14 protein-coding genes and 1 pseudogene are annotated in these 19417 nt (G+C 45.6%); all 15 read right to left on the minus strand.

All coding sequences use genetic code 11. The features are described 5' to 3' along the window. Positions 1 to 167: 167 nt before the first annotated feature. Positions 168 to 314, minus strand: coding sequence for an oligosaccharide flippase family protein (locus ACWQXP_RS10345; RefSeq protein ID WP_454062740.1), 147 nt, complete (start codon positions 312 to 314; stop codon positions 168 to 170). Then, positions 295 to 741: pseudogene (locus ACWQXP_RS10350) on the minus strand (oligosaccharide flippase family protein). Before ACWQXP_RS10350 ends, ACWQXP_RS10345 begins: the two are co-directional and overlap by 20 nt. Positions 742 to 808: 67 nt before the next feature. Continuing rightward, positions 809 to 3358 (minus strand): polysaccharide biosynthesis protein, encoded by a 2550-nt coding sequence (locus ACWQXP_RS10355; protein ID WP_454062741.1) that lies wholly within the window; start codon positions 3356 to 3358, stop codon positions 809 to 811. A 154-nt stretch (positions 3359 to 3512) separates the two neighbouring features. Beyond that, positions 3513 to 5054, minus strand: a complete 1542-nt coding sequence (locus ACWQXP_RS10360) for a LamG-like jellyroll fold domain-containing protein (RefSeq protein WP_454062742.1) — start codon at positions 5052 to 5054, stop codon at positions 3513 to 3515. 135 nt (positions 5055 to 5189) lie between these two features. Continuing rightward, positions 5190 to 6452, minus strand: a complete 1263-nt coding sequence (locus tag ACWQXP_RS10365) for a glycosyltransferase family 4 protein (RefSeq protein ID WP_454062743.1) — start codon at positions 6450 to 6452, stop codon at positions 5190 to 5192. Further along, entirely contained in the window at positions 6446 to 7765 is a 1320-nt protein-coding gene (locus ACWQXP_RS10370; protein ID WP_454062744.1) for a nucleotide sugar dehydrogenase, read from the minus strand. The genes ACWQXP_RS10365 and ACWQXP_RS10370 overlap by 7 nt, the downstream gene beginning before the upstream one ends. Positions 7766 to 8649: 884 nt before the next feature. Further along, positions 8650 to 10122: a hypothetical protein gene (locus ACWQXP_RS10375; RefSeq protein WP_454062745.1), complete on the minus strand. Its 1473-nt coding sequence runs from the start codon at positions 10120 to 10122 to the stop codon at positions 8650 to 8652. A gap of 84 nt (positions 10123 to 10206) precedes the next feature. Next, positions 10207 to 10971: a GNAT family N-acetyltransferase gene (locus ACWQXP_RS10380; RefSeq protein WP_454062746.1), complete on the minus strand. Its 765-nt coding sequence runs from the start codon at positions 10969 to 10971 to the stop codon at positions 10207 to 10209. Positions 10972 to 11062: 91 nt separating this feature from the next. Next, positions 11063 to 12139 carry a glycosyltransferase gene (locus ACWQXP_RS10385; protein ID WP_454062747.1) on the minus strand — a complete coding sequence of 359 codons (1077 nt, stop codon included), beginning with the start codon at positions 12137 to 12139 and terminating at the stop codon, positions 11063 to 11065. A gap of 24 nt (positions 12140 to 12163) precedes the next feature. Continuing rightward, on the minus strand, positions 12164 to 13291 hold the full coding sequence (locus tag ACWQXP_RS10390; protein ID WP_454062748.1) for a glycosyltransferase: 1128 nt from the start codon (positions 13289 to 13291) through the stop codon (positions 12164 to 12166). A gap of 14 nt (positions 13292 to 13305) precedes the next feature. Then, entirely contained in the window at positions 13306 to 14601 is a 1296-nt protein-coding gene (locus ACWQXP_RS10395) for an O-antigen ligase family protein (RefSeq protein WP_454062749.1), read from the minus strand. 80 nt (positions 14602 to 14681) lie between these two features. Then, positions 14682 to 15653: a D-glucuronyl C5-epimerase family protein gene (locus tag ACWQXP_RS10400; protein WP_454062750.1), complete on the minus strand. Its 972-nt coding sequence runs from the start codon at positions 15651 to 15653 to the stop codon at positions 14682 to 14684. Positions 15654 to 15709: 56 nt separating this feature from the next. Next, a complete protein-coding gene (locus ACWQXP_RS10405) occupies positions 15710 to 16627 on the minus strand; it encodes a glycosyltransferase family 2 protein (RefSeq protein WP_454062751.1) in 918 nt (305 codons plus the stop codon). Positions 16628 to 16679: 52 nt separating this feature from the next. Next, complete coding sequence (locus ACWQXP_RS10410) at positions 16680 to 17999, minus strand: glycosyltransferase (RefSeq protein ID WP_454062752.1); 1320 nt, start codon at positions 17997 to 17999, stop codon at positions 16680 to 16682. 51 nt (positions 18000 to 18050) lie between these two features. Next, positions 18051 to 18998 (minus strand): glycosyltransferase family 2 protein, encoded by a 948-nt coding sequence (locus ACWQXP_RS10415; RefSeq protein ID WP_454062753.1) that lies wholly within the window; start codon positions 18996 to 18998, stop codon positions 18051 to 18053. Positions 18999 to 19417: the final 419 nt, after the last annotated feature.

The raw sequence follows: 19417 nt of genomic DNA on the forward strand, positions 1-19417 counted from the left end.
TACCATTATCTTCCGAAAAGCTGTTGGCATGAGGAACAGAAGAATTGAGCCAATACGAAATAAATAGTCAGACCGATACCTTGTTGACACGACGGGAGGGAAAAGTGTGTTTATTGATTTATGAATGCAAACAGAGACAATAATTGAATGAGAGGAACACATGGCAATCATTTCTCACCCAAAGCGACAAAAACTAGATCTTCGTCCACTATCATCATTCCTGTACACAGAGGAAAGGATATGTATGCCGCAAACCTCATTCCTCGCAGTAAGTTCATCTGCATATACGCTCGATCATCCTGAAAGGCAGCCATGAAGATTGGTCAGCTGAGTTACAACCGCTGAAACTCTTCGAACGTGTAATAATGCCAGATCTTTGGCCATCCCATAAAAGCCTAAAACAAATTCACCAAAAAATTTACCAAGGACCACGCTATCCGTCTGACTATAGATAACCCAACAAGATTTCTGTTCCAATGTGGCCAGACTCAACTTACACACGTGCATGACTTGTTTTCAATAAATTCGAAGAACTGGCATCCGTCGTGCCAAGCAAAAGATTATAAAGTTTTATGTGAACGCGCTAACAAGCACGGCGATCACGAGTGCCCATACACCAACTCTTTGGATGGCTAAACCGACAACCGTGAAAATACTAACCATCCTCGCAATCATTTCCGCTTTAGAGACCTTATCAAGGTTTGACTCTTTTCTTAATAAATTCTTAGGAACAAGGCGAATGAGCTAAATTAGCTTTGCAGAGTTAGAACGTACTGACAGGCATCCAGCTTGCTCATTTCCTGCAGACTTACGGAAGTGGGGCGTCCATGATTTGAGGCTCGATTCGAGGTGTCACCGGGTTGGGCTTCTCAAGAACTTGAAAGTTTGGGATCATTTGTTGCAAATATTGGATAGGAAATCCTGGGTCACCAAGAGAGAGATTTTGCTCAAGTTCAACAATTCGTTTAGATACCAACATTAAATTCGGTAATGTTTTCGAACGTATCTGCTGTATTTTAGGAACAGGAGATGGTTCGGCCTCCTCATTGTCACCAACTAACTCTTCTTCAAGTTTTTCTCCAGGGCGAAGTCCGATAAAGGTTATCGGAATTTCCTTTTTCGGCACAAAACCCGAGAGACGAATAAGGTTTCTGGCCAGTTCTACCAACTTTATCTGTTCACCCATTTCCAATACATAAGTGGCGCCCTGCTCGCCCAGAGTTGCGGCCTGCAAGACGAGATGCACAGCTTCCGAAATCAACATGAAATACCGTTTGACTGCGGGATGGGTAACCGTCACTGGCCCACCAGCTTTAATCTGCTCTTGAAATCGAGGGACAACACTTCCATTACTTCCCAAAACATTTCCAAATCGGACGGTCAAAAAGCGTGTTTTACTGCGACGAGCCATATCTTGGACCACAAGTTCGGCAACACGCTTGGTCGCCCCCATTACACTAGAAGGATTCACAGCCTTATCTGTAGAAATAAAGACCAATCGTTCAACACCAGAGTGGTCGGCAGCTTCCACCACGGTGCGAGTGCCTAACACATTATTTTTCAAGGCCTCTCCGGGATTTATTTCCATCAACGGAACATGTTTGTGAGCAGCCGCATGAAAAATGATGTCCGGAGAATACTTTTTCATCGTCGCATATAGATGTGGAGCATCTGTGATGTCACCGATCACGGAATAAACAGGCGATGAAGATTTACGGTCAGCTAGTTCATTCGCAATACTGTACAAACTGTTCTCATAACGTTCAAAAAGAACCAAAACGTGCGGCTGAAATTCAAGAATCTGCCGACACAGCTCTGAACCAATGGACCCTCCAGCTCCAGTAACCAATATACGCTTCCCTTTGATCAGTTGTTGGACCGATTGAGGCTGTAAGCCAACAGGTGGGCGGGAAAGCAGGTCCTCAATTTTCAGATGACGGATTTGGCTCACCGTAACTTTACCGTCTAGGAGATCTTGTAGATTCGGAAGCGTCTTAATGGGAATTTTGAACGTTTCTAGCCCAGAGATAATTTCTCGAAGAACTGCTGGATTGATTCCAGGCATCGCCACCACGACTTCTTGTGGTTGCTCTGTTAGAAGAATAGTTGACAGCTCTTCTCGAGTACCGAGAACTTTCACCCCGTGAATTCGCTGACCCACGAGCGATGGATCATCATCCACAAATCCAATGGGGTCGTAATGATAAGACGGATTGGTCTTCATTTCTCGAACGATTTGTTCTCCAGCATCTCCGGCTCCAAGAACCAATATCCGTTTTTTCCCCGCCCAAAGCCCATGCTCTCGATAGAGACGTGAGGGAAGTCGAATCCCAACCAAGAATCCGATTAATAACACACTGTCAACAACAAAGACCGATCGAGGATATGAAATGACTTCAAAGCCCCAATGAACTAAGGCATAGAATACCAGAGTGCTGCTCAACACTCCGCTGACTATACTTTGCAGATCCCAGATGCTCGTATACCGCCAAAGACCTTCATTTAAACGAAATAGTGAGAACGTAATGCCGCGAATTAACACGACCCAAGGGAGCATTGTCGCGAATACATATTTCGCCTCAATCGGAATCTTTCCATCAAATCTCAACCAAAAGGCTAAATAATTGGCTAGGACAATCAGCACGAGATCCAACATCAGTATGACCGGACGTCGATACTGAAGACTGATGCTCCTCAGGAATGCACCATGGCCGTTTCCATAGCGCGTAGCGTGAGAGTAGACCTCTGGAAGTTCAAAAAGCACCACTCTCACTCTCACAAGTTTTAACAAAGTTTGAACAAGGATAGCGAAATCGAATAAAAACGAAGCATGTTGGAGATAGATGGTCGCCAAACGCAGTTTTTCTGGCAGGATTGTTTGGACATACTCAACCTCTGGTTTTTCGGCCTTTTCCAAAATCTCCGCTTCCTCGATAAATCGCAGTGAAGCTAAATCCGTAAGCCCCGGCGGGACTTCTAAGATCTTTTTATAGCCTTCTTTAAATATCTCGACATAGCAGGGAACCTCTGGCCTTGGACCAACCAAGCTCATTTCACCCTTCAAAATATTGAAAAGTTGAGGAAGCTCATCAAGTTTAAACCGACGGAGTATTTCACCAACCCGTGTAATGCGAGGATCATCTCCTAGGGTAACTAGACCACCCCTCTGTGCCGCATCTGTCGTCATGGTGCGAAATTTATGAGTGTGGAACTGCCGAAAGTTTTTCCCTATTCGAACTTGCGTGAAGAATATGGGTCCCAAAGAATCCAACTTTATGAGAAGCGCAATAATCACAAAAAGCGGAGCGCACGCGACGAGCCCAAAGAAAGCCACGAAGATATCAAAGCTTCGTTTCATTATCGTCGGTATTCCGGAAAGAGAATCACCTTAGTCACCCATATGTCCGATCGGATGACGCAAAGGCAGTAGGTACGTTTCCGATGACTGTACGGGAACAAACTCCCTGGTCAAGAATTGGGAAATAGAGAAGAAAATTCGAAAGATAGGATCCCTAGACGGCGTGAACAGCTTTGTCGAGAATCGCGGTCGTCAAAACGGAAAGCAGGACAATGGCACTTCCGATTAGGAAAGGAATTACATCTATTTCATTTTCATGCATTATCTTGGGAATCCATTCCATCACAGCTAACACGATCACCCCCACCCCACAAGAAAGCCACTCGGCGTTACCTGAATGGCCTCTATTTTGCGCAAAGAATAGATAAGACAATATCCCCAGCGGTGAGAGAACAACGAACCAATAAATCCACAGGTATTTCCACCCAAGGAACGCCTCAAATACCCTCAGTAGATACGTTCTGTCATCGAACGCAAGAGTACTATGCACTTGGCCATTAACATACAGGGTTTCCAATCCATCGCGATAGGTGATGAGTACATGTTGAATATCAGCCGTCAGCAGATCATCTTTAGTTTGTAATTGCGGCCTTGTTCCGTTTGGTCCTGAAACTGGGGTGCGAATCCTGGACACAATGTTTCGCTTTGCTTGACCAAGAGTGAGATTTCTAGCTTCCGAGTCAGCCGAATAAGAAACAATTCGTGCAGGTCCCTTTTGATCTATATGAGCTGGAGAAATCCAAACCTCGAGCGTGAGTGCACTTCGCTTACGAAGATTACTCTCAAATATTTTGCTTGCAGGTTCCAAGGATGAGATGATCGTGTTCGTGAGCAACTCAATGCCATTCGGATGCAACCATTTGATGTGGTCCATGTCGCGAATCTGTAAATCAAGCGGCATATCCCAAGACGAGCGATCATGAACAACCGTCCCTCCCCCTTCAGTGAAATCGTAGTAGACCACGAGGCCCTCTTCCACGCGCGTCTGCATAGTAATCGAGACTGATCCAGCCATCCAATTAGTCAGAACCTCTTGGCGAGAAAGAGCACGATCATACATAGCCAATAAGAACATGCTTCCCAGCCACGGACGATCCAATGTACCTTCATTCCCAATTTGCAAGGTAAAGTTAGGGTCCCAATTGCTGAACTTCTGTCCAAGATGAAACGGCACAGTATGTACCCCAAGAAGTCCAATGATATACATGACCAAGAAGCCTAGAAGCATTGGAGAAGCTTGGAGATTCAACCACCATCGATATACTGATCGACTGATGGGAGCGTACAACCACATTGAGATCAGGGCACCTGTGATACCACCAACAACATTCAAAACCACGTCAACTACAGACGGGAAACGAGGGAGAAATAATTGAGCAACTTCCAGAGAGAGACTCACCAGACACACAGTCGCCCCAGCGAGAAAAAGTTTGGCCACAAACCGATATGTGCGAACACCTGGTAAGGAAACAAAGAGAAAGCCAAATGGAATAAAAAGAAGGATGTTGCTAAAGATATCCCAGAAGGGAATACGCCAAAAGACCGAATGGACATCAAACTTCTGAGCCACGAGATCCAATAAGGAACGCGAAGGGTCAAAAGTAATCGTGAAGGGTGACAGCGTAAAGACACTCAAATACAGCAGGTAGACTATGAACACAACCAACACGCATGAAATTCGACCTCGTTCAAACATAACTTTCGTCCCGCACAGCCTTGCCTTGATTCTCTCTCACCGCACTGGAGTATTCTATCCGCCACTACGCACTCTTTGTCCTTTATTCCTTGAGAAGAAGAAAGATGTCTGTGTTTCACCCCCTCTCGCAGATAGTCAGGACACCATACGGAGTCCATCTGGCGTGACTTCCAAGTCAAGCTCACTTAACCATCGATTCACGATGACCTTCCAACTATAGTCTGATTCGACAAGCTTTCTTCCAATCCGGCCCATGGAATCTCGACTTGTACGATCCGCTGCAAATTGTCTTATCGTGGCAGCCAGCCGCTCGGGGTTTTCCGGTTCGACCGTGATTCCGCAATGATGTTCATGAATGACATCAGCAGCTTCCCCACATCCTGCATAAATAACTGGAACGCCACAACTTAACGAAGGAAAAATCTTTGACAATCTCATCGTCCTCGCAACTTCCACATCACGCAATGTGGCAATAGACGCATAACAGATGGAATATAAATCATCCATTTCTTCATACGGTGACTGATCAAAGATCACGTTCTGCAGCCTTAATGTTCGAGCTAGTTCAATGATTCGCCGGCGCTCTGGGCCACTCCCGATCATGAGAAAAGCCACCTGACGCTCTTCCTGTAGTATATTCGCTGCATTAATCACCGTATCGAGACCATGGTAGTAGGCATGTGTCCCCACATAGAGGAATATTTTTTTTTCGTTCAATTTCCATCGGTTGAGCAGTTCAGAACAAACCGGTTTCGGTCTCAGAAAATTGGTGTCTGCTCCATTGGGAAGAAACGTAATCTGAGGCGGCGGCACCCCACGTTCTTGTAAATGTTTTATAAAACGATGCGTCACAGTTGACACCTTCCAGGACTGCATCAGAAAAATATCTTCTAATTGAGAGGCCAGGCGAAGAAACAGTTCGCTTTGAATAAATCCCAGTTGTCGAGCCACGTCAACTTGCAAATCCGGCACGTTGTAAATATACGGAACCCCTCTTATCCATTTCATAAGCATGGCGATGACCCCCAACGACAAGGGTTGTGATTCGACAAACATGACGTCGGGACGGGGACCGAATAACACAGCAAACAGGGCCGTGAATGTAAAACTGAAATAATTTAACAACCGTACGACAGCGGCCTTCCCACTACCCGCATATACCCACATTCGTTGAACCGGCACACCGTCGATCGTTTCTCGAATACTCCACTTCGAGGTTGAATACCCTGGAAAAATTTCACCTTTCGGGTAATTCGGCATGGCCGTGATCACCTCAACATCAATACCCTGAAGTTGCAACTCTTTCGCCAGATGCCTCAAGCGAATTTGTGGTGCCCCTATCTCAGGAGGATAATATTGCGTAAGAATGAGCCACTTGCTCCCAAGTATTTTTACCATGACATCCCCCTATACTCTTTAAACATTAACCGTTCAGGGTGATCGGTCATGCGGACGAGGTCCAGAATGACAAGCCGTTGCCCAAACTTCTGTATGGCCTCTAGAACCCCAGGGCGTTTCTGGCTAATCACCACCACCTCACACTGAGTGAGCATCTGCTCAAACGAATCACATAAGATGTCATTGATTTGAGGTAACTGGCGACTTAGGTAGGCGAGATTGCTCCCTAGCATCTCAGTAGGATTGACATCCGGATCATAGACAAGGACGTTAAATCCATCTTGCCATAAATCTTGAATAAGACGGATGATGGGACTTTCCCGTAAATCATCTGTTCCTGGCTTAAAGCTTAACCCCAATACGCCCACGTTTTTAAACCCAATCTCTTGAAGTTTTAGACGTGCCAGGGTCACTTGCAAATCATTGCTATATAAAATCGCATCTAAAATGGGAACTTCGATTCCCAGTCGACGAGCATTATAAGTGATGAAACGTAAGTCTTTTGGTAGACACGATCCTCCGAAAGCAAACCCAGGCCTTAAATAGGCTGGAGAAATATTTAACTTTGAATCTTCACAAACCAGCTCCATAAGCCTATGGCTGTCGATACGTAAGTGGTCACAGAGCCGCCCTATTTCATTACCAAATCCAACTTTCAAGGCATGGAACGCGTTATTCGTGATCTTTAATAATTCAGCTTCCTCAAGCGTGACATGCTTCAAGGGGGCATTAATTTTCTGGTACAACCGATCAACGAGTTCACCAGAATGCTTATCGAGTTCTCCTATGATCGTGTACGACGGCGTATGAAAATCATTGACTGCCGACCCTTCACGTAAAAACTCAGGGTTCATGACCAGCCCAAAATCCTCGCCTGCCTTTTTTCCAGACTGCTCCTCCAATATGCTTCTCACCAGATGACGCGACGTTCCAGGGAATACCGTACTGCGGATAACGACTACATGGTAATGAGAGATATGGCGTAACCCTCGACCGATGTCCCGACTCACGTTTTCAATCGCGTCCAATCGTGGACGCCCATTTGCGCCATTAGGGGTCCCCACGCAAATTAAGGAAATATCGGACTGCGGAATAAGATTCAGTCCATCTGTGGTAGCCCGAAAATGACTGGATTCAACAGTCGCCCTGACCAGTTCCTGTAATCCAGGTTCTTTGATTGCACACAGTCCATGATTAATTGCTTTAACCTTGGGGTGATGTGGCTCAACACCAATCACCTCATTCCCTAAATCAGCTAAACACCCCGCAGATACCGTCCCCACGTACCCCAGACCCCAAACAAGTATTCGCATAGTAATCCCTCCCGGATAAACGTTTGAGTAAAGAATCCCCTCTCAAAGGCCAGGGGTGAGAATACTGCTCTCGTGAAATGGCTCTTCGATTTCGGTGAAGAAGAGTCACTGGTTCAATATCTTTTTCAATTCTTCGAAGAAAATCGTGGAATTAAGTAGACGGGCGAATCTAAATGGAAGGAACAAGAGCGGGATAAGACGGATCCCCTGCTTATTACTGAATCGCGTGAGAGCAAGCAACACGCTTTTTTTTGAAGACTATAGTGTTTTAACTTTTTCTCAGTGCATATGACTTGACGTCTGCTGGCTAGTCCGTTGAGCGAACGCCTCCAAAACTGGGCGGGGCTAGTTTGAGCAAAGCGAGTTGGCCCGCCCCACCACTATAGCGAATCCAATTAATTTCCAGTTCATTATTAAGACTGCCACAGCGTAATACTACGCCTCAAACATCGGAATTTGTTTGTAGCGGCTATAGGTGTTCAGCTCATCCGATGAACCTGGCCTGGGCGTCAATGGTTTTGGGCCCTTCTGCCGAAACAAAAGGGCCTCGGTCGCTGGGACAAACCCCAGCATGCAGCAAGAGGGCTCATTATCTGTAAAATGGGAGGTGCTTTTGAGTTAGATACTTTTTGAGATAAACGCTTCCAGACGAATATGTCCTAATGAAAAATTAAAAGACTATAGCGTTAGATGACGGTCCGTTTCAGTGCCCCATCCATAACGGCAACAGCGAAGAATTTCTTCTTCGCGCTTCTAAAAAATTCGAAGAACGCCCGCTTTCATGAATGTGTTCTTGAACGACTTTGGAGTGTTTTTTGTTCGTGAGCGAAGAATATGGTGAGCAGGCTTCGAAAGTTAATATAAACTTCAATTCACTCCGAAATTCATCGTAGGATGTGAACCCCTGTCGGACTATCTGGCGGAGTCACATCTTCCTTCACAGAAAGAGTACCATTGAGATACTCCTCAAGGTTGGTATAACCATCGTGATCAGTATCCCAAGAACCATCGGAACCATCCTCGACATTCAATCCATTCCTTAACTCCCAGGTATCCGGCATTCCATCGTGATCAGTATCAAGGGGCGCCGCCTTCGAAGTAAAGGGAGCATATCCTCCTACCTGCGAAGGATCGTTAATGATTCGACCAGTCCCGTTTAAAACATCGTTCACCAAACGTTGATCGATTGCATCGCGGTTATCCAGGACCAAATCTTCTTCAGTGACCAGTCCATTGGCCCCGGCATAGGCCAACACATCGATCTTAGCTTGGGAAGCATCTGTCGTGGTAACGGGTGGATAATCAAATCTGGCTTGAGCCACTGAAAACCCACCATTGATCAACTTCAGAACTTTCGTTTCAGGTTCCGAGTTGTTTGGTCGGTATAGCGTATCTAAATTACCCTTCAAGTAGATCTCTGAAGATGCACTATATAAAGGCCGTCCCCCAAAGGTTTTGCCTCCATACAATCTCACTGGTGGTTTGAGGGGTGATGAAGGTCCGGGAATATAATAGTTCCCGACGAGATTCATTTTGAGTGGCGCATGATATGGTAAATGAACGGAGGCGTGACTTCCCCAATTGTAAATCACATTATTCACAAAATCATGCTTCCCGCCTTGGATTTCAGCATTCCGATCGTCGTTGTGAATTAGCAGATTATGGTGAAAGGTGATTTGTGATGATCCATTGCCAAGTAACACACCCTTGCCATGGCAACCTTCAGGATGGGATGGAGTAGCACAATGAAGGGCCTCCGAGACAATACTCCACTGAACACTGACATTTGATACTTCGTCGGCATTCCCCCACGTACTGAACACTTCATCAACTCCCCAACTCATTGACACATGATCAAGGATAATATTATGGCTACCAGGTCGCGTAACTTGAATAGAATCTGCTCCCTCTGGATTAGGGGCCCCTGGACCTGGACGAACTCGAATATGTCGAATAATCACATCATGAGTCCTCACATCAAGCATTCCTCCCTTAATGGTGATCCCATCACCAGGAGCAGTTTGCCCGGCGACGGTAAGATATGGCTCAGTTATTCGAATCGAATTCTGGAGTTCAATGATTCCCCCCACTCGAAAAATCACTGTTCGTGGTCCCATAGCGCTAAGAGCTTGACGTAAACTTCCAGGACCAGCATCTTTGAGATTCATCACTTCGACAACCGGTCCCCCACGACCACCTTTTGTCAATCGGCCAAAGCCCTCTGCTCCGGGAAACGCTAATAGAGGTTCCTGCGCAGAGGCCTGCGCGACAAACAGCCAAACGGCCACCATGAAATAGCACCAATAGTGCAGCTTTATGTTTTTTCCTATTATTGCCCATTCGTTGAATGTACCCATTGCTTTTTCTTTTCTGCAATTTAAATCTAGATTAGATTGCCATCGGCAATTAGAAAGAACAAGTTGAAAGCGCTAAGTCGTAGTTCAAGTTGATGGATGTTGATCGACTGTTGTATGGTGAACAGTGTGAAGAGACTTATTCTCATTGGATAGACGACTGAAGTCGCCCACACTATTGATAATCCGATAATAATACATCTCTCCGGTATTTCGAACTTGACCAGAAAACGGTTGCCATCCACATTGCTCATAAAATCGACGAGCAATGACATTACTGGGATATACCGAGAGCCGTAGTGATCGTGCAGCTAACTGCTTTGACTGTGCTTCGAAAGATTCAACTAATCGAAGACCAATCTTTTGTCTTCGAACTGATGGCAAGACCGCGAGACTGACAAGAGACATCGTTGGCTCTGGGATAGTGGGCTCTTGATGTGGACAAGCGGAATAGCCCGATGCAAGCTTGACTCGCTCCTCGACTTTCTTTCTGATCCCCGCCTCGAAACATAGCCATGGTCTCATCATCATTGCTCCCAAACCAACCCAAAACAAATCCCGATTCATTGCCTGGACATAGCCCACGGTAGCACCAACTACGTACCCGAGTGGTTCGCCTTTGGCATTAATAGCGACTAGAGCCACTCCATTTTCTGGGCAACGGAACCAATCTAAAAACGCTCTAACGTAACCCTCGCCAATGCGAGCATGTATATAATCCGCGAAAGTGCTCAGGTGTAGTTGAGTAAGTGCAGCAATTACCTCTTTGTTAACCGGTACAACAGAAACTCCCGATCCTACACTCAGCGGGATTTGGTGATCCTTTACCGGTAATCGCTCTAAGCTTTTCATTATCTTTCTCCAAAGTTATGATTCGTCCTATTCTTCCAGTTGCGTTCACGGTTTCCGCAAATTCCCTCAAGATGCCGTTCGTCATTCTCCTTCATGAACCTCTAACCTTATCTGTGGAACCCAACGACTTATCGAACAATGGTCTTGCTTCTTCGGGTACGTGACAATGTGTATGCTGTCTATCAAGCACTGTGCGATACACGTCATTGAGCTTCCTGGCAACATTTTCTAGGGACAGGTCTTGCATCTTTATCCGTCCTTGGACTCTTGAGAACCCACGAATAGCCAACCGGAGTTTTTCAGCTATGTCTTGGCTATCAGGAAGTGTCAGATAACATCCTTGAATGCCTTGGATCCGTTCCCGAACATCTCCTACATCGGTCGAGACTACTGGACTATTACAAGCTAGCGCCTCTTTAACAATATTAGGAGAACCTTCATGAATAGAAGTCAGCAAGAGAACATTGCTGGCATTGAGCCATAACGGGACTTCTGAATGACTCACTTCAAACAGTAAATGTAATTCGATCTCCATTCCATCGTTTCGAAGTCGTTCGACAGCGCTCTGGGCTAAATCATGCCGTTTACGGATGTGCCCGGGATGTCCAGGCACAACAATATGATAAGCCCTTTCTGACCATCCCAATTGTCGGCGCGACTCAGCTTTATTCAAGGGATAAAATCGATCGAGGTCAATCCCGTTGGGAATGATCCAGACCTTTTTCAAGTCAATCGTCTTTGGAAGCGCATGAACTAAGTTCTCAGATTTCACGATGATGCCGTTGACTCTTTTAGTAGCCAATTGAGAGGCTAACACTCCCAAACGGACTGTCACCCACCTAAGGAATGAAAAAAACGATCCACCCAAAAGATCTGTTCCACAAAATGAAACAATCATGGGCTGCTGAGAGACCAAATACGACACCACCTCTGCCATAAGACCGCCATACATGACATGCACAATATCAGGGTTGAAGGATACCAGCTTCGACTGCACGGCTCGAGGCAACTCCCAATAGACTTTCATACCTTTTTCAACTCGATTAACAAATAATACGTCGATCTCTATCCCGATCCGTCTAAGCCCTTGAACTTGTTGTTCTACAAACGTTCCAGAGAACGGACTGCGGCTCGTGGGGTAGAGATTAGTGACAACAAGTACTCGCATGTCATTCATCCAATTGGTATGGTATTAACCCTGACCATATGACCTCTTTAGTAACACCCCATAGATATGACACACTTGCTCGATCACCTGAGCAGACGCATAGAGGCATTTCGCTCGACGCTGTAATTGTTCTCCAAATACTGCACCTCGCGTCGATCCCTGAAGAAGTCGGGTAAGTGCATCCGCAAGTCGAACCGGTGAACGAGGCGGGACCAATAAACCAGCTTTCCCATTGTCTAAAATTTCCGCGCACTGCCCGACCGATGTCGCAACCACCGGCAAACCAGCCCTTCCATATTCCAACAACGTGAGCGGAAATCCCTCTGAGATCGAACTCAAAACTCCGACATCACATGCATTCAGAATTGCAGGCACATCTCGTCGTACTCCCAAAAGTGAGACATGTGGGTGCAACTTCTGTTGAACAATCTCTTTTTGAATTCGCACGAATTGAGACCGATCTCTCGAATCTCCTACGAGTAACAGATGGGCTTTTGGTGTCCGCCTCACTAGGAGGGCCATGGCCCGAAGAAGTGTCAAGTGGTCTTTCTGAGGACGAAAATTTGCCACACAAATAATTCGGAATCCCGAAACACCGGGCAATCCAGAAACCTCTTTTGTATCTTCTCCATGATCGCGAATACAATTCGGCAGATACCAAACCCGTTGCGCTGGCACATGCAGACAACTTCGAGCCCATTCGGCCAATGCCTCACTCACAGTGATCACCGCTCTGACTCTCGTCGCCCCCAATCGATATAGCCATGTGGGACGTTCTTCTTGCCCATACCGTCCATAATGGTCATGCCAAACAACCAAGGGATAAGGCGGAAAAAGTGAAGCGACTCCAGCGATAAATAGTGAAGCTCCATGTGCATGAAGTATTTGAATCTGTTGTTCTCGAATGAAGGCCACTATACGACTCAGTGCCGTGACATCAAATTGCCTCGTTCGAGTAAGTCGGAGCCTTCCAACGTTTTCCTCAACCTGACTTTCCAGAGGTCCGTCTGACCGAGTTGTACATAAGTAACTTCGATAGCCGTGATTCTTAAGGAGATTAGCTAAATTTACGGCAACGCGCTGCCTCCCCGCGGCATGCAGAGAATCGGTGATTTGCATCACCCGGAGATGGGCTGTAGGAGAGTACGGCACGGCTTGTTCCGCTTTCACGAGGGAAGTGCGGGGACCGACCTCTGCGATGATATTATCGAAGCGTCTTGACAAGAAAGAGTTCGCGTGAGGGACCTGGCTGGCATTCTTCCCTTTGGCCAAATCCAGTAGGAACCTCCAACCATAAGTCCTAAAAGGAGTGAAAACTCCTTGGCATACAGTGTATGGACAAGCATCACCTGCCCCAGAACCGACACCGCAACGCCAACCAGACAAAGAGTAAAGGCGTGGTTCTTATAGAACGAAGGAATGCAGAGATACACTTGCCAGACTAAGATAACAAGAGCAAACAATCCCATGACTCCCCAATAGACAGTTATTTGAGCAAAACAATTATGAGTACCTGTCACTTCATAGTCTTTCCAGAGTTTCGTTTGTCGGCCCCACTGTCCATAAAAGTGAGTGATTCCCACACCCGTCAAGGCATAGTCAGGAAAATGCTTCACCACGGCTGAATAGACCCGAGTTCGTCCTTCCTCTCTGGCACCTATCCGCGTGTCACCTGATAATGTGAATCGTTGAAACACAACATCTGGCACCCAAATTGTCATTCCGAGAGCAAGAATTCCAACGGCAATAAAAATCCTTGGTTTCATGATCCCATGCGCATACATGATCAGGGCACACGACAGTCCCAGAACAAGGACTCCGCCTCTGGACATCGGTAAGAAGGTAGCAATCAAACAGAAAACTCCTAGCCCTAAGAATAATCCTCGCAACCAAAGCGATTTAGCCATCAGACCTAACCCGAGCGCCACAACAGCTCCTTGTCCCGCAAAGAAGGCCATGGTATTGGGATCAGCATCCAAAGGATTCTCATCATAGACACTTTCACGGAGATGAGACGCACTTCTGAAATCGTCTGCTTTGGCGGTATTCAATGTCCCGTAGGTTGTTTGGATGAGAATGAATGATAACCAGACTCCAGCAAAGAGGTATCCATAGATTGCCCAGCGTAAGGCTTTTCGATCTCTGCACAAGGTTGCAATGACGATCGCTCCCAACAGCATAAAAAATATGCGTAAAATTTCTGTAAAGCCAGCACTATGATGAGCAAGCTCCATAAAAATTCCAATGGCCACTAAGGCATATCCAGATAAAAACACGGGATGAAGCAAAATCTTTCGCAACATCCCCAACCGAAAGATGAGAATGTAGCCCGCCGAACACGAAAAAACGATAAACCCGATGCTCATGCCTAAAAAGGTCGGATAATACCATTGCAACGGTAGAACACCGATCGTGGCAAAAAGTAGAAACCGTTCTAAAATATTGCTTGACTTGCGAACCACTTTTTTTCAAAGGCCTTGAAGCATACGACGTGAGTCTGGGAAATTCCCTTCACGTGCACAACCCCTATCTCTTGTGAGTTCTAGCAGGCTTGCGATTGGATACGTACGGTCACGGGTGGCTGTCTCAATGTCTGAGCCGCTTTCAAAATGAAGGCTTTAGTGCGGCAAATCGATGAGGACAGCTGTTCTTCAAAGTGAAGACGTGTTGATCGAATGACCGCTGAGTGAGAAGGAAATGTAAGCTCCAATGCTCTAAGCTGAGTAATATGAACCCTGTGATAGTAAGGGCTTGCGAGTGACCTTGAACTGTCATAGAACGACCAGTATTTCGCGTCGTACGTGGGAAGCGCGATAATCAAGGCTTGTAAACTCGCTTCGAGAGCGTCACGTATCTCCACGTGATCTATCAACAGCAACACATCATAGACACCAAATAAGGCACTAATCCAACCATTGAGTACCGTATTCGTCTGATAACGAGGATATTCCTCTAAAACAAGCCCTGTAACCGTGGAACGACTGGTTCCTCCTTCTTCCATAGGCTTAAGCATAAATCGTAACCCCCGCCAAGCCGCGTCGAGATATCGTTGTTCAGAAGTGCTGGAGAAGGCACGAGCGAGAACCGAAATCGCTTGTCCTTGAGTCAAGGCGTTATACGGCACGGTATAGATTGACTTATTCATTGTTGGCATAAACCATGCCCCCGAAACCTCTTGAGCGGTGACCAGCCAATCCGCAAGTGCAAGAAACGCTTGTCGATGGGCTTCCTCTTGTCGAAAGCTGGTTAACCAACAACTCCAATGTCCCAACGCTTTTTGTGCAAACACGAGTGGATCGTGAAAGGGTTTTCCGCTTGGCTCTCGGACGAGTGGAAATTGTGATTGATCCACATCACCATGCCACACGACTTTCGTAGAATAATCTCGATAGTAATCTTGTAATTGGCCAGGTTGAAAGCAGGGACCTAATCCTTGTGAGGCATGCCAATAACTTTGCCCGCATATCATGTTATACCAATGTCGCAACAGCGCCACCCAAAGATCAGACTTCATCACGATTTCCTCATAATAGGAACTGAAAACAATCTTCGAAGTCAGAAGATTGGCATTCAAGCCACCAGGGGAAAGCCTCTTTTTAGATCAAACGCCTTCTTCACCACCCTTTCACCCAAGAAACACAGCCCAACCATGCAATACGCTTTTAACCCGAAGGGAAACAGCACAATCGCCTTCAAATACGATTCTTGTCCTTTTTTCACATTGCCGTGTAGACAATAAAATGCGCCTAGCTCAAGACAACCATAATAGCCAAAATTCTTTTTGAAGATAGAAAGATTTGTTTCATATTTTTGCAGCATCAAGCATAACCCTTCACTTAATGCTTCAAGATTCGTTCCTATCTTTTTTTCATGGATATGATAGATAAACAAAGATTTAGAGATAGACTCAAACTTAAAGACCTTAGAAATGCGAAGCCATAAGTCATAGTCCTGAGAACTCGGCAAACGTTCATCGAATAAACCCACCCGCTCAAAACATTCTTTTCTGAGGAGAATTGAAGATGTTGAGGTAATGCAATTTTTTCTTAATAGTTTTTGAAACAGATTGCCTCGTTGAGTTGGTGTTTTACAACAAACTATCATTCCACTCTCGCGCTCTATTTTTGTGCACCCGGTATAGACACCTCCCACCTCTTGACGGCTCTGGTTCAAAACCTCAACTTGCAACTCGAGCTTTTCTGGCAACCATTCATCGTCATCATCCAAAAAAGCAATGTACTCACCACGGGCATGCCTTATACCCGTATTTCTCGCCGCACTTCCTCCTTTATTAAATTCATGAGCAATATACTGAATTCGGTTATCATCAAATTCCTTAACAACGTCCAGAGTATTATCTTGGGATGCGTCATCAACAACCATCACTTCAAAGTCAGGAAAGGTTTGGGCCAACACACTTTCAAGTGCTGTGCGTAAAAAAATCGGACGCCGATAAGTTGGAATAATAACGCTTACTTGAATCGACATAGACGTCACATCCCCAGAAAAGAATAGTGAATGCCCACTTGAGAGCATGCCATTAGGTCAATCTTGTGATGACGGGCACACGTGCCGAATCATGCCTTTGCCGATGACGCGTTTCTTTGCCCGTCACTTCTCCACACAACACTCTTTCAAAAATTTTAACCAACTGCTCATTTAATTGATTAATGTTATGATGTTTTTCAACCCATGCACGCCCTGTTTTTCCCATGTTGTCCCGCACCTCTGGATGGCCAGCTAAGTATTCGAGTTTTTCCGCCAAAGCAACCGCATCTCTTTCCTGGACGAGAAAACCAGATTGTCTGTCTTGAATGAGTTCGGGAATACCACTGTGGAATGTGCTGATGACTGGCAACCCACAGGCTAACGCTTCCATAAGTACGACCGGAATTCCTTCCTGATCTCCATCTGCTCCGGTTACGCTTGGCGCTAAAAATATATCTACACTCTTTAACAACCTAGCGACATCTTCCTGTGACTTCCATCCAACAAGCTGAATGTGGCTATAGACTTCTAATTGTTCTATCAATTCCGTAAGCTCGCCTCTTAATTTCCCATCACCGACGATCTGATACTCAACATTCGGGTACTTCTTGACAACCTTCGCAACAGCTCGAATCGCATACTCGAATCCTTTTTTTTCTATAAAACGTCCAACAGACAACACACGCACTTGTTCTCGACTCTCCGCTCTACGCGTGTATGCGATCAGTTGTTTAAGATTTACCCCCATTTTGTGAACGATGATTTTTTCCGTCCTACACCCTAATCGAATGAGTTCGTGCTTCCATCGTTCACTAATCGTGAGAAACAGATCTCCATGCACAAATAAGAAATTGTAGACATCATGTCCGTTTTCTTTTATATAACTAGTAATATCATACCCATGGAAAGTCGTAATAACCTTTCCTTGAAGGACACCTATTTCTTTCAGGGCAGCCGCTATTTCCCCATTCAGTCCGAAATGGCAGTGAACAATGTCGTAGAAACCCTTCCCCATAAGAAGGACGCTCCGGTAAAGCAATTCCAATGAAGCCGCCCTTTTCCCATATTTGACGACATTTAAGGACTTGCTCCATTTCTTTTCCCCAGTTTTCCAACATTCGTAAATGACTCGAATTGCTTTAATCAGACGAATCAGTTTATGGGGCGGCATTTTTTGTAGCCCATGATTCAGATAATATGTTCGCTGTTCAAGAGCGTATCCAATCAAGTCAGAATGAGCCCAAGGAAAATCTCCCTTGCTATTTGCATACACATCGATTTCATGACCCCGGTCCAATAGACCAGTAATCTGATTCAACACAAATGTTTCAGATGAGGACGGAAACTTGTCGACAAAAAATGCAATTTTCACGATTTCCTTTTTTGTCTTCCCATGGTCAAAAGAGAAATTGTTGAAAGGGTATCACCCCCACAACTTGACCTTGTTCCGCAGCCGACGGATTTTGCGAAAATACGGATTTCTGCAAATAAAAAATCTGATTGGGGAATATTGATAATTAAATCTCTTAAAAATCATGTAGTAGAGAACCATCCTTTCAAACGGTGATCGAATGTCATGAGCTCTGTGATAATTGACCCAGGCGAAGAACTTTAGTCCTTTTCGCCTTATCTGTGGTTGTTTGTCATGCGTGAGCTCGCACAGGAGATCGAGCAATTCGAGGGAATCCTCACACCAATCATTAACCTTCGCCGAGACGGTCCTCGTTTCAGAATGGACACGCGTACTTGCCTTTATAGCTTTAACATCGACTCTCCCAAATCGTGCCGCTAACACCATTTCTGCTGTAACATCGTCGAATAGAGAATGTTTCGACTTGAACCCCCCTATTTCCTTCAGTCTTTTAGTATTAAACAGCGTACTGGAAAGGTAAGGCCACGTCTTGCCTGCAAACCATCCAAGAATAAAGTCCTCCATGGAAAGACCTCCAACCATGTTGGCCTTCCTAGCAACAATATTCCCCTGGGAGTCGATATGACGAACCCCCGTCCGAATAATGCCGACATTGGTATCGTGATTAACGGCGGTCATGCAAGTTTCGACAAAGTCAGGATCAATAAGGTCATCATCATGAAACAGCAGAAAATATGAACCCCGTGCTTGGTTCACACAAAAATTGTAGTTGTTCTTTGCCCCAATATTTTCAGCATGACGAAAGTATCTGATACGAAGATCAGAAAAGGCACTTACGAATTCTTGAGTGTTGTCAGTGGAGCAGTCATCGGACACAATAATCTCTAAATGAGTATAAGTTTGGCTCAGCGCACTCTGCAGGGTGTGCGGCAAGTACGAATTCGCCCGGTTATGTGTCGTAATGGCGATAGATACTAACGGAGAGTAAGGTTCAATCATTTTGGAATTTAGACTGCAAAATCTTGCGGCCGCTATTGGAATACAGTTGCATGGCGGTATGCTACAGGATTGAAGCCCACGGCGAATCCATGGAAACTATTCGCTCAACATCCATCGTCGAAGCCATAGAAAAGGATACCAGCACACTTATCGTGGGTTAAAAAACTCTTACTGGCTATGGATCGCTGTCCATTGAGATGAGAAGCAATTTCTCCGCTGCCTAATGGGGATTCGGGACACTGAAATCGGCGAATAATTGTGTCAGGAGTGAAGCATGACGCCCTTTAGGACGTGATGAGGAACTACTGGAAACCATATTAGTCCATTATTCGCAAGGTCATTCACACCCAATCACAAGCGGAATTCGATAAGCTCCAGTAAAAGCAAGTAAACAGTATATATTTCGTCATGCTCTTCAT

The sequence above is a fragment of the Candidatus Nitrospira salsa genome (assembly GCF_965152625.1).